The following is a 14,139-nucleotide window of genomic DNA, read 5'->3' as shown; positions in this document are numbered from 1 at the left end:
TTCCGGAGAGCCCGTCGCATGCCCGTGTCCCGCCGCCTGCTCCTCGCCAGCCCCGCGCTGCTGGCCGCGCCAGCCGTGCAAGCGCAGCCCGCGCCGCGCGTGCGCGTCCAGCTCGACTGGGCCTTCCAGGCGCCCAACGCCTTCGCCCTGGTGGCGCGCGAACGCGGCTTCTTCCGCGAGGCGGGGGTGGAGGCGGTGGTCAGCGCCGGCCAGGGCTCGGGCGCGGTGCCGCCGGCCATCGCCTCCGGCACCGCCGACATGGGCTATGCCGACCTCAACCCGGCCATCCGCTTTCTGGCGCAGAACCCGGATTCGGGGCTGGTGGCGGTGGCCATCCTGCACGACCGCTCGCCGCTCTGCGCCATCGTGCGCGCCGACGGCCCCGTCCGCACCCCGAAGGACCTGGAGGGCCGCCGCCTCGCCGCGCCGGAGTTCGACGCCGGGCGGCAGCTGTTCCCCGCCTTCGCCAAGGCGGCGGGCGTTGATGCGTCGAAGGTCAACTTCATCTCCGTCACGCCGGCCCTGCGCGAGCCGATGCTGGTGCGGCGCGAGGCCGACGGCGTCACCGGCTTCGTCACCACCTCCGCCCTGGCGCTGAAGGGCATCGGGCTGGATCACCCGCAGCAGCGGGTGATGATGTACTACGACCACGGGCTGGACCTGTTCGGCGGCGCCATCCTCACCACGCGGCGCTTCATCCAGGCGAACCCGGAAGCGGTGCGCCGCGCCACCGCCGCCCTGGTGCGCGGCTTCCGCGAGACCCTGCGCGACGAGGCCGGCATGATGGCCGTGCTGCGCCAGGTGGACCCGCTGACCGACGCCGCGCTGGAGACGGAGCGCCACCGCATGAACCTGGCGCGCGTCATCATGACGGACAACGTGCGGCAGAACGGCATCTCCAACGTGGACATGGCGCGCCTGCAGCGCGGCATCACCGCGGTGGAGGAAGCCTACGGCCTGCCCGCGCGGGTGCAGGCGGCGCAGATGTACGACGCCGCCTTCCTGCCGCCCGCGGCGGACCGCCGCATCTGATGCAGCCGCGCCCCTTCGTGGAGATCGACCGCGTCGCCATGCGCTATGGCGGCGCGGAGGGCACGCTGGCCTTGCAGGAGTGCTCGCTGGACGTGGCGGAGGGCGAGTTCGTCGCCGTGGTCGGCCCCTCGGGCTGCGGCAAGTCCACGCTGATGCGCCTGGTCTCCGGCCTGTGGCCGGCCTCCGCCGGGGGCGTGGTGGTGGCGGGCGAGGAGGTGCGCGGCCCCATCCCGCTGGTGGGCATGGCGTTCCAGAACCCGACCCTGCTGCCCTGGCGCTCCATCCTCGCCAACGTGATGCTGCCGCTGGAGGTGGTGCCAGCGCATCGCAAGCGCCTGTCGGCCGAGCGCCGCCAGTACGAGGCCAAGGCGGAGGCGCTGCTGAAGCTGGTCGGGCTGGAAGGCTTCGGCGGCAAGCAGCCGCACCAGCTTTCGGGCGGGATGCAGCAGCGCACCTCCATGTGCCGCGCGCTGATCCATGAGCCGCCCCTGCTGATGCTGGACGAGCCCTTCTCCGCGCTGGACGTCTTCACGCGCGAGGAGCTGTGGAGCGTGCTGCAGGACGTGTGGCTGGCCCGCCGGCCCACCGTGATCCTGGTGACGCATGACCTGCGCGAGGCGGTGTACCTCGCCGACCGCGTGCTGGTGATGAGCAGCCGCCCCGGCCGCATCATCGCCGAGCGCCGGATCGACTTCCCCCGCCCCCGCCGGCTGGAGGCCACCTATGACGGCGCCTTCAACGCCATCGTCGCCGAGCTGCGCGGCCTGATCCACAAGGCCCGCGCCGGGGAGCCCGTGTGATGCCCGAGATCGAGACCGACCGCGCCGCGGCGCTGATCGCCCGCGCCCGCCGCCGCCAGACCCTGCAGCGCTGGCTGCCCTGGATCGTCATCGGCGCCGCCTTCCTGCTGTGGGAGGTGGCGGTGGTGGCCCTCGGCGTCTCGCCCTTCATCCTGCCCGCCCCCTCGGCGGTGCTGGAGGCCGGGCTGAAGTGGTGGCGGCCGCTGATGCAGGACAGCGCGGTGACGCTGATGACCACGCTGATCGGCTTCGGCATGGCCATCGTGTTCGGGCTGCTGCTGGGGGTGGCCATCGGCTCCTCCACCCTGGTGTACCGGGGGCTGTACCCGCTGCTGATCGCCTTCAACTCCATCCCCAAGGTGGCGGTGGTGCCGGTGCTGATCGTGTGGTTCGGCATCGGCATCTGGCCGGCCGTGATCACCGCCTTCCTGATCTCCTTCTTCCCCATCGTGGTGAACGTCGCCACCGGCATCGCCACGGTGGAGCCGGAGCTGCGCGACGTGCTGCGGGCGCTGGGCGCCAAGCCGGTGGACGTGATCCGCAAGGTCGGCCTGCCGCGGGCCATGCCCTACTTCTTCGCCTCGCTGAAGGTGGCGATCACCGTGGCCTTCGTCGGCTCCATCATCGCGGAGAGCGTGGCGCCCAACGCCGGCATCGGCCGGCTGATGATGGTGGCCAGCAGCCGCTTCGACGTGCCGCTGGTCTTCGCCGGGCTGATCGTGACCGGCATCATGGGCGTGCTGCTGTACTGGATCGCGGAGGTGATCGAGCGGCGCACCACCGGCTGGGCGACGCGCGGCCAGGACAACTTCCAGCCCGGCGGCTGAGTCTTGTTTTCCGGGACCACGTCCCGCTTCCGGTTGAAGGCTTAACAAGGTGTGAATAGGCTCGGGGCATGCGCACACCGGCGCCGCGCCCCGGCCTCCTCACCTTCAACCTCGACGGGCTTTCCCCCACCGAGGCTCTCCTTGCCCGCGATGCCCTGGCGATGTGGGACGTGGTGTCCGGCGTCGGCTTCGCGGCCGTGCCGCGCGGCGCCGACATCGCCTTCCGGCCCGGCGACACCCTGCTGGCCATGGCGCAGCAGGTGGGGCGGGCCATGGGTCTGTCCGGCGCGCCGGACGCCGCCAGCCTGCTGAACCCCGGCGCCGCCCTGCCGCCCTTCCTGGGCGCCTACGACGTGGCGCAGGCCCAGGCCCGCTGGGGCACCCCGGCGGACGAGATGTCCTTCGGCGTGGTGTGGCGCTGGGACGCCGGGCTGGACGCGCTGCGGGCCGACCTGCTGGCGCCGCTGGGCCGCCTGGTCGCCGGGCGCGCCGGGCGGGACGCCCTGTTCGGCGGCGACGGCGACGACCTGCTGCACGGCGGCGACGGCGACGACCTGCTGGCCGGCGGCGCGGGCGTGGACCTGCTGCTCGGCGGCGCCGGCGCCGACACCGTGCTGGAGCCCTTCCTGCGCCGCGAGGCCACGGTGGACTGGGCCGCGGGCCGCATCCTCAACCCCGCCGGCGACGGCAGCTTCGCCGAGGTCGAGGCGCTGCGCTTCCTCGACGGCACCTGGGCGCTGGACCCCGGCCACGCCGCGGCGCGGGTGGAAGCGGTGTACCGCGCCATCCTCCAGCGCGGCGCCGACCCCTGCGGCCTGACCGATGGCGTGGCGGCGCTGGAGGCCGGGCGCTCCATGGCCTGGCTCGCCAGCACGATGCTGGACAGCGAGGAATACCGCGAGCGCTTCGGCCCGCCCGACGCCGCCGCCCGCGCCCGCGCCGCCGCGGCGGATGCCCTGCCGCTGCCGGCCGACGCCCTGCCCCTCTGGGTGCCCGACGCCGAGGCCGCCCTGGCGGTGCGCATATTCCACTTCGGCGCCGGCCGCCTGCCGACGCGGGAGGAACTGCTGCACTGGCAGGCGGCGCTGGAGGGGGCGGATGACGCGGCGGTGGCGGCCGCCTTCCTCGGCGACGGGGGCGACGGAACCGCCTTCCTGGCGCGCATCAATGGGCTGGACGCCCTGCGCGAGACCGAGGCGCTCACCGGTTGGGGCGTCCGCACCCTTGACATCTGGTGATGTTATAAAGTAACAATACGGGCATGCGCCGCCATGCCCTTTTGCTGTGTGTCCTGCCCCTCGCCTCCGCCGCCGCGCAGGAGGCCGAGCTGCCCGAGGTGGTGGTGGAGGCCCGGCGGCTGAACGAGGCGCGCTCGCGCATCTCGCCCACGCTGGGCGCGGCGGTGTCCAGCCTCGACCGCAAGGCCATCGAGGCCCTGCCGCTGGGCGCGGATGCGCCGCTGAACGGCCTGCTGCTGCAATTCCCCGGCGTGGTGCAGGACAGCTTCGGCGAGATCCATGTGCGCGGCGAGCACCGCAACCTGCAATACCGCATCAACGGCGTCACCATCCCCGAGGGCGTGCAGGGCTTCGGCGCCTTCCTCGATGCCCGCGCGGTGGCGCGGCTGGACCTGCTGACCGGCGCCCTGCCCGCCCAGTTCGGCTACCGCACCGGGGGTGTGGTGGATGTGACGCTGCGCTCCGGCGCCGCCGACCCGGGCGGCTGGGTGGGGGTCAGCGCCGGCTCCTTCGGCACGGTGCAGCCCTCGGCCGGCTGGGCCGGGGTGGTGGCGGGGTGGGACGTCTTCGCCACCGGGACCTACCGGCAATCCACGCTGGGCATCGAGGCCCCCACCGCGCGCCAGCCGCCGGCCAATGGCTTCACCGAGCAAGGGCGCGGGTTGTTCAGCGTCTCCCGCGTGCTGGCGCCGGACACGCGCCTCTCCGTCATCGGTGGCGCCAGCGCCAACCGCTTCGGCATCCCGTCCAATCCCGGCCAGCCAGCGGAATTCGGCGCCGGCGACAGCGCCCTGCTGCGGGCGCGGCAGTGGGAGCGGAACCAGTTCGGCATCGCAGCGCTGCAAGGCAGCAGCGGCGCCTTCGACTGGCAGGTGGCCGGCTTCGGCCGGAACAGCACCACGCACTACCTGCCGGATGCCAACGAGGTCGCCTTCAACGGCATCGCCACCGATTACCGCCGCCGTTCCGCCGCGCTGGGCGTGCAGGCGGATGGCGCATACCGGCTGAACGCGGGCCACACCCTGCGCTTCGGCCTGATGAGCATGGGCGAGCGGACACTGGCCGCCAATACCTCCACGGTGCTGGACGAGGCCGGCGACCCGCTGCTGCTGGGCACCCGCCGCGCCCGCACCACCTTTCTGCACGGCGCCTGGGTGCAGGATGAATGGAGGGTGACGGAGCGCCTGACCATCAATGCCGGGCTGCGCGCCGACCACGCCGACCAGGCGGTGCGGGCCGGGCAGCTTTCGCCCCGGCTGAACGCTGTGTTCCGCGCCACCGACGCCACCACGCTGTCGCTCGGCTACGCGCGCTACTTCACGCCACCGGCCCAGGAGCTGATCCAGCCCGCCCAGGCTGCCATCTTCGCCGGCACCACCGGCGCCCCGCCCGGCAGCGATGGCCAGCTGCCGCGCCCCGAGCGGTCGCACTACCTCTCCGCCGGCATCGCGCATCGCTGGGACGAGCGGCTGACCCTGGGCGCCGATGCCTGGTTCAAGGAGGCGCGGGACATGCTGGACCTCGGCCAGTTCGGCCGCGCCATCGTGTTCACCCCCTTCAACTACCGCCAGGGCCGCACCTACGGCGCCACGGCGACAGCGCAGTGGCGCAGCGGCCCGCTGGAGCTGACCGGCAGCCTCACCCTCTCCCGCGCCACCGGGCGCGACATCCGCTCCTCGCAATTCGCCTTCGAGGCGGAGGAGCTGGCGTACATCCGTGGCAAGTGGGTCCGCACCGACCATGACCAGCTGCTGACCGCCACGGCCGGCGCCGTCTGGCGCGCCTGGGAAGGCGGCCGCGTCAGCGCCACCGCCTATTTCGGCAACGGCCTGCGCCGCGGCTTCGCCAACAGCGAGAAGCAGGACCCCTACGCCACGCTGAACCTCGGCATCGCGCACGGCTTCGAGGCGCTGGGCGGGCGGTGGGAGGCGCGGCTGGACGTGCTGAACATCGCCGATGCGCGGGTGCAGCTGCGCGACGGCTCGGGCATCGGCGTCGGCGCGCCGCAATTCCTCCCCCGGCGCGCCGCCTATGCCGCGCTGACTCGCTTCTTCTGAACCGGCGCAACGCGCGGATGGCCCGGCGCGGCGCGGCGCGCCACAAGGGCGCATGACCGCCCGCGCCTGGACCCTGCTGCTGGCCCTGTCCTGCGTCTGGGGCGGGTCCTTCCTGTTCGTCGGCATCGCCGTGCGCGAATGGCCGCCGCTGCCCATCGTGCTGGCGCGGGTGGCACTGGTGCTGCCTTTCCTGTGGGCGCTGGTGTGGTGGCTGCGCCTGCCGGTGCGGCGCGACGGCGCGGCGCTGCGCGCCCACCTGGGCATGGGGGTGCTGAACAACCTGCTGCCCTTCACCCTGATGGTGACGGCGCAGGGCGCGCTGCCCTCGGGCGTCGCCGCCATCCTCAACGCCACCACGCCCTTCTGGGGGGTGCTGCTGGCCCACCTGGCCGGCGCCGAGCGCGCCACGGCGGCGCGCGTGCTCGGCGTGGCGCTGGGCTTCGGCGGGGTGGCGGCGATGGTCGGCGCCGACCCCTTCGCCGCGCCGCTGCACCCCGTGGCGCTGATGCTGCTGGGCACCCTCTCCTACGCGCTGGCGGGCCTGTGGGGGCGGCGGCTGCGCGGCTTGGGCATCCCGCCGATGGTGGCCGCCACCGGGCAGCTCTCCGCCTCGGCGCTGCTGCTGGCGCCGATGGTGCTGCTGGGCGCCTGGCCGCCCCTGCCCGGCCCGGCGACCGTGGCGGCGCTGCTGGCGCTGTCGCTGCTGTGCTCCGGCCTGGCCTATTGGCTGTATTTCGCGCTGCTGGAGGCTGCGGGGCCGGTGAACCTGCTGCTGGTGACGCTCATCATCCCCGGCTTCGCCGCCGTGCTCGGCTGGGCCGTGCTGGGCGAGGCGCTGGGCTGGCCGCATGCGCTGGGCATGGCGCTGATCGCCCTGGGCTTCGCGGTGATGGATGGGCGGTTGCTGCGGCGGCGCGCCCGGTAGCGGCCCGCGTCAGGCCGGCCGGCGCAGCAGCAGCACGCCCAGCCCCAGGGCCATGATGGCCGCGCCGGACCCTTCCCGCAGCCGCCGCACCAGCGCCGGGCGCGCGGCGGCGCCGGCACGCAGCCCACCGGCGGCGAAGGCCACGACGACGTCGGCCAGGGTGTTCAGCGCCACGCAGACCACGCCCAGCCCGACGAACTGCGCCGCCACGTTGCCGGCGGGGTCCACGAATTGCGGCAGGAAGGCCAGGAAGAAGGCGGCGGTCTTGGGGTTCAGCGCCTCCACCACCGCGCCTTCGCGGAAGGCCCGCCAGGGGCCGATGGGCGGAGTGGGCGCCAGCGCCAGCGCCTCGCGCCGCGCCGCGCGCAGGGTGCGCCAGCCCAGCCACAGCAGGTAGGCCGCACCCGCCCATTTCAGCGCGGTGAACAGCTCAGCGCTGGCCAGCACCAAGGCCGAGACGCCCAGGGCGCCTGCCAGCACATGCGCCATGCCGCCCAGCGCCGTGCCGAAGGAGGACGCCACGCCCTCGCGCCGGCCGCCGGCCAGCGAGCGCGCCGCCACGTAGAACAGCCCCGGCCCGGGCGAGACGGCCAGCGCCGCCGCCGCTGCGAGGAACAGCCAGAACTCCATCAGCCGGTGCCGCCGACCGTCAGCCCGCGCATCCGCAGCGTCGGCTGGCCCACGCCCACCGGCACCCCCTGGCCCTGCTTGCCGCAGGTGCCGATGCCGGGGTCCATGCCGGGGTCGTTGCCGATCATGGTGATGCGCGTCAGGGCGTCCGGCCCGTTGCCGATCAGCGTCGCGCCCTTCACCGGCGCGCCCAGCTTGCCGTCCTTGATCAGGTAGGCCTCGCTCATGCTGAACACGAACTTGCCCGAGGTGATGTCCACCTGCCCGCCGCCGAAGTTCACCGCCCAGATGCCGTCCTTCACCGAGGCGATGATCTCGCCCGGCTCGTGCGCGCCGCCCAGCATGATGGTGTTGGTCATCCGCGGCATCGGGCTGTGGGCGTGGGATTGCCGGCGCCCGTTGCCGGTGGGCGCCACGCCCATGAGGCGCGCATTCTGCCGGTCCTGGATGAAGCCGCGCAGGACGCCATCCTCGATCATCACCGTGCGGCCCGAGGGCGTGCCCTCGTCATCCACGGTGATGGAGCCGCGGCGGCCCTCGATGGTGCCGTCATCCACCACCGTCACGCCCGGGGCGGCGATGCGCGTGCCCAGCAGGCCGGCGAAGGCGGAGGTCTTCTTGCGGTTGAAGTCGCCCTCCAGCCCGTGCCCGATCGCCTCGTGCAGCAGGATGCCGGGCCAGCCGGGGCCCAGCACCACGTCGCACTCGCCGGCGGGCGCCGGCACCGATTCCAGGTTCACCAGCGCCTGGCGCAGCGCCTCGGCCACCGCGCGCTGCCAGCCGCCGCCCTCCAGCACACGGGCGTAACCGTGGCGGCCGCCGGTGCCGAAGGAGCCGGTTTCGCGCCGCCCGCCCTGCTCCACCACGATGGACACGTTGAAGCGCACCAGCGGCCGCAGGTCGGCCACCGCCTGCCCATCGGGGCGCAGGATGCGCACGGCCTGCCACTCGCCGGTGAGCGAGGCGCTGACCTGCACCACGCGCGGGTCCAGCGCGCGGGCATGGGCGTCCAGCTCCATCAGCAGCGCGGTCTTCTCGGCGAAGCCGAGCGAAAGCAGGGGGTTGGCGCCGTCGTACAGCCGGGCGTTGGTGGCGCGCGGCGCCACGTCCAGCGTGCCGGAGCGCCCCTGCGCCACGGCGCGCACCGTCTCCGCCGCGCGCGCCAGCGCCGCCTCGGTGAGTTCCGCGCCATGGGCGTAGCCCGCCGCCTCGCCGCTGACGGCGCGCAGGCCGAAGCCGCGGGACTGGTCGTAGGAGGCGGAACGGATGCGGCCGTCGTCCAGCGACACCGCCTCGCTCTCGCGGTGCTCCAGGAACAGCTCGCCATCCTCGCAGCCCGCGGTGGCCTCGCGCAGGCGGCGCAGGGCGGCCCCGGGGTCCAGCTCGGCGTGGAACAGGCGGTCGGTGACGGAAAGGGCGTCGCTCATGGCACCACAAGATGGGGCGGGAAGGCGATGCGCGCCAGGGTGCCGCGCCCTTCCTCGCTTTCCAGGGTCAGCGTGCCGCCCTGCGCCTCCAGCAGCACCCGGCACAGGTAGAGCCCCAGCCCCGAGCCGGGATAGCGGCGCGAGGCCGCGCTCTCCACCTGGGCGAAGGGCTGGAACAGCCGGCCCATGTCCTCGCGGGCGATGCCGATGCCGGTGTCGCCCACCTCGATGCGCAGCCCCTCGGCGTCGGCGGCGGCCGACAGCGTCACCCGCCCGCCGCGCGGGGTGAACTTGATGGCGTTGGCCAGCAGGTTCAGCAGCACCTGGCGCAGCCGCCGCGAATCGGCGGACACGGCGGGCAGCGCCGCCGCCGCGTCCAGCGACAGCTCCAGCCCGGCTTCGGCCGCCTGGCCGGCCATCATGCGCCGGGTGGTGCGCAGCAGGGCGGCCACCGGCACCCGGTCCCGCGCCACCGGCAGGCGGCCCTCCTCGGCGCGGGTGATGTCCAGGATGTCATCGATCAGGCTCAGCAGGTGGCGGCCCGCCTCCTCGATGGCGCCGGCATATTCGGGCACCAGCCTGGGGTCCGCCCCGGCCGCCAGCACCTCGCTGAAGCCGATGACGGCGTTCAGCGGCGTGCGCAGCTCGTGGCTCATCGTGGCCAGGAAGCGGGACTTGGCGAGGTTCGCCCCCTCCGCCGCGGCGCGCGCGCGCTCCAGCTCGGCGCGCACCCGCCGGTCCTCCGTCACGTCGGTGTAGGTGACGACGAAGCCGCCGCCGGGCGTGGGGTCGGACACCACCTCGTACACGGCGCCGTCGCCGCGGGCGCGGATGGAGCGCTGGGTGACGCTTCGGTCGCGTGCCTTGATGGCCTCGGCGGTGGCGCGCGCGGCCTCGCCCTCGCCGTACTCGCCGGCCGCCAGCAGGGCGTCCACCATCTCGCCCAGGGTCATGCCGTCGGCGAAGGCCTGCTCGCCCACCCCCAGCATCTCCTGGATGCGCGGGTTGGAGGCGGCGATGCGCCCGGCGGCGTCGAACAGCACCACGCCCTGGCGGATGTTGCCCAGCATGTCGGACAGGATGGCGTTGCGGCGCTTGGCCTCCGCCTCCGCCTGCACCAGGGCGGTGACGTCGCTGATGGCGATGGCGAAGCCGCCGCCCGGCGCAGGGTCGAGCGAGACGTCCAGCACGCGCCCGTCGGGCAGCGGGCGCTGGTAGCGCTGCGGCCGGGTGCGGTCGAGCCGCAGCACGCGCGCCAGGCGGCTGCCGACCGCCGCCTCGCCGTATTCGCGGCGGAACTGCGCCAGCAGGATCTCCTCGAAGCTGCGCCCGGTCATCTCCGCGGCCGAGCCGAAGCCGCAGAGCTGCGCGGCGATGCCGTTCGCCGCCACCAGCCGCCCGTCGGCGCCGTACAGGAACAGCGCGTGGCCGGTGGCGTTCAGCGTCGCCTCCAGCACCGCCGCCTGGCGCCGCGCCGCCTCGCGCGCCGTCGCCAGCTCCGTCACGTCGCTGATGGAGATGACGAAGCCACCATCCGGCCGCGGGTCGGAACGCACGTCGAAGATGGCGCCGTCCGACCGCCGCCGCTCGTAGTGGTGGGGCAGCGTGCGGTCGAGCGACAGGCCGAAGCGCAGCAGCTCCTCCGCCTCCGGCCCGCCCTGCGGGTGCTCGCGGGCCACCTGGCGGCGCCACACCTCCTCGTAGGACAGGCCGATGGCCTCCTCGGCGCTGCTGACGCCGCTGGCCTGCACCGAGATGGCGTTGGCGGCCAGCACGCGGTGGCCGGGCCCGAAGATGGTGATGCCGGTGCGCGCGGCCTCCATGGTCGCTTCCAGCATGGCCGCGCGCTCCTGCGCCTCGCGCTGGGCGACGAGCTGGCCGGTGATGTCGGTCAGCGTCAGCACGAAGCCGCCGCCGGCCACCGGGCTGGTGGCGGCCTCCAGCTCCGTGCCGTCCGGGCGGGTGCGCCGGAACACGTGCGTCCCGGCGGCGTAGTCCAGGGTCTCGGTCCGCGACAAATAGGCGGCGGTGGTGGCGGCGTCGCCGAACTCGCCGGCCGCGGCCTGGATGCGCGCCATCTCGGCGCGCTCCAGGCCCAGGCGCAGCTCCCCCTCCAGCCCGGTCAGCCGCGCCGCCAGGGCGTTGAAGGCGGCGACCCGGTGGCCGGCGTCGAACAGGATGAGGCCGTGGCGGATGTTCTCCAGCATCACCTGCTGGGTGGCGGCGCGCCGCTCCGCCTCCTCCTGCGCGCGGGCCAGGGCGGTGATGTCGGTGAAGGAGCGCACGACGCCGCCGCCGGGAATCAGGTCGGTGCGGATCTCCAGCACCGTGCCGTCGGGCTTGCGCCGCTGGTAGGTGCTTTCCCCTTCCCAGGGGCGCGCGATGCGGTTGGCGACGTAGGCGGCGGCCGCCTCGGCGTCGCCGTGCTCGCCGCGCACCACCTGCTCGCCGCGCAGCTCGTCGAAGTGCCGGCCGCGGCGCAGCGCGCCCTCCGCGAGGCCCGACAGCTTCTCGCCCAGGCGGTTGCCGGTGATCACGAAGCCCTGGGCGTCGTACATGATGATGCCGTGGCGCATGGTGTCCAGCACCTGCCCCAGCTCCTCCGCGCGCTGCTTGGCCTCGCGCTCGGCGTTCACCAGCGCCGTCACGTCGGTGTAGGAGCGCACGAAGCCGCCGCCCGGCAGCACGTCCGTCGCCACCTCGATGACCACCCCGCCCGGCGCGGTGCGGCGGTAGCTGTCCTCCGCGCGCAGCGGCATGGCGCCGCGCCATTCCAGGAACTCGGTGGTGGAGCGGGCGTCGCCGAACACGCCGCGCCTCACCTGCTCGGCCCGCAGCTCATGGATGGAGGCGCCGGGGCGGAACGCCTCCATCGGCACCCCGGCCAGGCGGGCGGCCAGCCGGTTGGCCGCCACCACGCGCCCATCGGGGTCGAACAGCACGATGCCGTGGCGCGTGCTTTCCAGCATGGTGTCCAGCACCGCGGCGCGGGAGCGCGCCTCGTTCTGCGCCGCATGCAGGGCCGAGATGTCGGACACCACGATGGCGTGCCCGCCATCCGGCAGCGGCACCGAGCGGTGGATGGAATAGCCCCCGCCCGGGCGCCGCCGCTCGAACCCCTGCGGACGGTGCAGCGAGGCCAGCACCGCCGCCACCTGGTCCTCCGGGTCGCCCAGCCCGTACTCGCCGCGGCGGGCGCGGCGCAGCAGGATGTCGCGCAGGTCGTCGCCCACCTGCACGGGGTCGTCCTCCAGGATGCGGTTGTACGCCTCGTTCACCAGGGCCACCCGGCGGTCGGGGCCGTACAGCGCGACGCCGACCGGCAGCGCCTCGATCAGGGCAGCGTGCAGCGCGGCGCGGCGCTGCGCCTCCTGCTCCGTCCCGCGCTCGGCGGTGATGTCGGTCACCTCGGTCTGCCAGCCGCCTTCGGGCAGCGGGGTGTTGGCGAAGCGGATGGTGCTGCCGTTCGGCCGCGTGCGCTCGTGGCGCCATTCCACGCCGGCGCGCGCCCTCTCCCTCACCACGCGGTGCTCGATCGCGGCGATGTCGGCGTCCGGCAGCTCCCCTGTCTCGCTCTGGGCCTGCAGCAGGGCGCGGAAGGACTGCCCCTCCGGCGCCAGGCCTTCCGGCAGGCCGAGCAGGCGGGCGAAGGCCGGGTTGGCCCGGCGCAGCACGCCCCCGGCGTCGTAGCGCCCGACGCCGGTGTGCAGCCCGTCGAGGATGGCGCGCAGCTCCCGCGCGGCGATGTCGGAGGCCGGCCGGGCATCCGCCTCCAGCAAGGTGACGAGGCGCCCGCCATCGGCCAGCGCAGCGCAGCTCCACGCGCGCGGGCGGCCGTCGGCGCCATGGATGGTGCGCGCGGCCGCGCCTTCCGCCGGCGGCCCCTCGCCCAGCACCCCGCGCGAGGCCAGGCGGCGCAGGAATTCCCCCCAGGGCGGCAGAACCTCGCCGCCCAGCAGCGCCAGCATCGGGGCATTGGCCAGCAGCGGCGCCCCGTCTGGGCCGAAGGCGGCCAGCGCCAGGGGCAGGGCGTCCAGCGCGGCCGCGGCGGGCGTCAACCGCGCGGCTCGCGCAGGGCGTGCCAGGCGCAGAGCCCGGCGGCCAGCACCCCCACCGCCACCGTCTGGTGCAGGGTGCCCAGCGCCACCGGCACCGCATGCACCAGCGTCGCCACCCCCAGCAGGTACTGCGCGCCCAGCGTGGCGGAGAAGGCCAGCGCCGCGCGGCGCGCGAAGCCGGCGGGCAGGCGGCGCCACGCCGCCACCCCGGCGCCGATTCCCGACAGCAGGGCCAGCGTGGCCAGCAGGCGGTGGTTCCACTGCACCAGCGCCAGGTTCTTCGTGAGGTTCTCCCACCACGGGTCGAGCGCGAAGGCGCCAGGCGGCAGCAGCGAGCCGTCCATCAGCGGGAAGCTGTTCCAGGTGAAGCCTGCCCGCGTGCCGGCCACGAAGCCGCCGGCCAGCATGGTCAGCGCCGCCAGCCAGAAGGCCGCCTGCACCTGCCGCCGCACGCTGCCCTGGCGCGGCGCGATGGCCTGCGCCTGCGGCCGCAGCAGCCCCAGCGCGGTCCAGAGGATGAGGCCGAACAGCAGGAACGCCATGCCCAGGTGCAGCACGAGGCGGTAGGGTGACACCGCCGTGCGGTCCGCCTGGAAGCCGGAGGCGACCATGAACCAGCCGATCGCCCCCTGCAGCCCGCCCAGCAGGAACAGCACCCCCAGCCGCGGCAGCAGCGCCCGCCCGATGGCGCCGCGCCACCACAGGAAAAGGAAGCCGCCCAGGTAGGCCAGCCCGATCAGCCGCCCCCAGGCGCGGTGGATCCATTCCAGCCAGAAGATGCGCTTGAAGCCTTCCATCCCGAAGCCGGCGTTCAGCAGCTCGTATTGCGGGATGGTGCGGTAGAGGTCGTAGAGGCGCCGCCATTCCGCATCGCTCAGCGGCGGCAGCGCGCCCGACAGCGGCGCCCACTCCATGATGGACAGGCCCGAGCCGGTGAGGCGCGTGGCGCCGCCGATGGCCACCATGATCCAGATCAGCGCCGCCACGCCCAGCAGCCAGGAGGCGACGGCGCGGGGGTTGCCATGCCCGCCGCGCTCGGCGGGCGGCATCAGGGGCTGGCCGGAGGTGTCGAAGGGCATGGCGCGCAATATAGGGCAGACCGGCGCGCGGGGCAGCCCGGCGCTGGACGTTGCGGCCCCCGGGTG

At 74.4% G+C, this 14,139-nt stretch carries 10 protein-coding genes; 6 read left to right on the top strand and 4 right to left on the bottom strand.

From position 1 onward, the window contains the following. Positions 1–18: 18 nt before the first annotated feature. The 6 genes from ACI6QG_RS02050 (at position 19) to ACI6QG_RS02025 (ending at position 6,879) form a co-directional block, all read left to right on the top strand. A complete protein-coding gene (locus ACI6QG_RS02050) occupies positions 19–1,032 on the top strand; it encodes an ABC transporter substrate-binding protein (RefSeq protein ID WP_407022892.1) in 1,014 nt (337 codons plus the stop codon). After that, entirely contained in the window at positions 1,032–1,832 is an 801-nt protein-coding gene (locus tag ACI6QG_RS02045) for an ABC transporter ATP-binding protein (RefSeq protein ID WP_407022891.1), read from the top strand. The genes ACI6QG_RS02050 and ACI6QG_RS02045 overlap by 1 nt, the downstream gene beginning before the upstream one ends. Then, on the top strand, positions 1,832–2,659 hold the full coding sequence (locus tag ACI6QG_RS02040; RefSeq protein WP_407022890.1) for an ABC transporter permease: 828 nt from the start codon (positions 1,832–1,834) through the stop codon (positions 2,657–2,659). The genes ACI6QG_RS02045 and ACI6QG_RS02040 overlap by 1 nt, the downstream gene beginning before the upstream one ends. Before the next feature lie 68 nt (positions 2,660–2,727). After that, entirely contained in the window at positions 2,728–3,897 is a 1,170-nt protein-coding gene (locus tag ACI6QG_RS02035; protein WP_407022889.1) for a hypothetical protein, read from the top strand. A gap of 23 nt (positions 3,898–3,920) precedes the next feature. Beyond that, positions 3,921–5,954 (top strand): TonB-dependent receptor, encoded by a 2,034-nt coding sequence (locus ACI6QG_RS02030; protein WP_407022888.1) that lies wholly within the window; start codon positions 3,921–3,923, stop codon positions 5,952–5,954. 52 nt (positions 5,955–6,006) lie between these two features. Continuing rightward, positions 6,007–6,879, top strand: coding sequence for a DMT family transporter (locus tag ACI6QG_RS02025; protein ID WP_407022887.1), 873 nt, complete (start codon positions 6,007–6,009; stop codon positions 6,877–6,879). A gap of 9 nt (positions 6,880–6,888) precedes the next feature. Here ACI6QG_RS02025 and ACI6QG_RS02020 read toward each other — a convergent pair whose 3' ends face one another. The 4 genes from ACI6QG_RS02020 to ACI6QG_RS02005 are packed head-to-tail and all read right to left on the bottom strand — an operon-like array spanning position 6,889 to position 14,073. Then, complete coding sequence (locus tag ACI6QG_RS02020; protein ID WP_407022886.1) at positions 6,889–7,509, bottom strand: LysE family translocator; 621 nt, start codon at positions 7,507–7,509, stop codon at positions 6,889–6,891. Next, a complete protein-coding gene (gene tldD, locus ACI6QG_RS02015) occupies positions 7,509–8,936 on the bottom strand; it encodes a metalloprotease TldD (protein WP_407022885.1) in 1,428 nt (475 codons plus the stop codon). Before tldD ends, ACI6QG_RS02020 begins: the two co-directional genes overlap by 1 nt. Continuing rightward, positions 8,933–12,994, bottom strand: coding sequence for a PAS-domain containing protein (locus tag ACI6QG_RS02010; RefSeq protein ID WP_407022884.1), 4,062 nt, complete (start codon positions 12,992–12,994; stop codon positions 8,933–8,935). Before ACI6QG_RS02010 ends, tldD begins: the two co-directional genes overlap by 4 nt. Continuing rightward, on the bottom strand, positions 12,991–14,073 hold the full coding sequence (locus tag ACI6QG_RS02005; protein WP_407022883.1) for a COX15/CtaA family protein: 1,083 nt from the start codon (positions 14,071–14,073) through the stop codon (positions 12,991–12,993). Before ACI6QG_RS02005 ends, ACI6QG_RS02010 begins: the two co-directional genes overlap by 4 nt. Positions 14,074–14,139 lie beyond the last annotated feature (66 nt).

Origin of the sequence: Sabulicella flocculans (assembly GCF_045449635.1) — a bacterium.
Taxonomy (GTDB): domain Bacteria; phylum Pseudomonadota; class Alphaproteobacteria; order Acetobacterales; family Acetobacteraceae; genus Roseococcus.
The sequence above is the reverse complement of the archived record's forward strand: the minus strand, read 5'-3'. Positions and strand labels throughout refer to the sequence as shown.

Excerpts from the sequence above, each read along its gene's own strand:
- tldD (WP_407022885.1), bottom strand. The coding sequence starts at position 8,936 with ATGAGCGACGCCCTTTCCGTCACCGACCGCCTGTTCCACGCCGAGCTG.
- ACI6QG_RS02035 (WP_407022889.1), top strand. The coding sequence starts at position 2,728 with ATGCGCACACCGGCGCCGCGCCCCGGCCTCCTCACCTTCAACCTCGAC.
- ACI6QG_RS02020 (WP_407022886.1), bottom strand. The coding sequence starts at position 7,509 with ATGGAGTTCTGGCTGTTCCTCGCAGCGGCGGCGGCGCTGGCCGTCTCG.
- ACI6QG_RS02025 (WP_407022887.1), top strand. The coding sequence starts at position 6,007 with ATGACCGCCCGCGCCTGGACCCTGCTGCTGGCCCTGTCCTGCGTCTGG.
- ACI6QG_RS02005 (WP_407022883.1), bottom strand. The coding sequence starts at position 14,073 with ATGCCCTTCGACACCTCCGGCCAGCCCCTGATGCCGCCCGCCGAGCGC.
- ACI6QG_RS02045 (WP_407022891.1), top strand. The coding sequence starts at position 1,032 with ATGCAGCCGCGCCCCTTCGTGGAGATCGACCGCGTCGCCATGCGCTAT.
- ACI6QG_RS02030 (WP_407022888.1), top strand. The coding sequence starts at position 3,921 with ATGCGCCGCCATGCCCTTTTGCTGTGTGTCCTGCCCCTCGCCTCCGCC.
- ACI6QG_RS02050 (WP_407022892.1), top strand. The coding sequence starts at position 19 with ATGCCCGTGTCCCGCCGCCTGCTCCTCGCCAGCCCCGCGCTGCTGGCC.
- ACI6QG_RS02040 (WP_407022890.1), top strand. The coding sequence starts at position 1,832 with ATGCCCGAGATCGAGACCGACCGCGCCGCGGCGCTGATCGCCCGCGCC.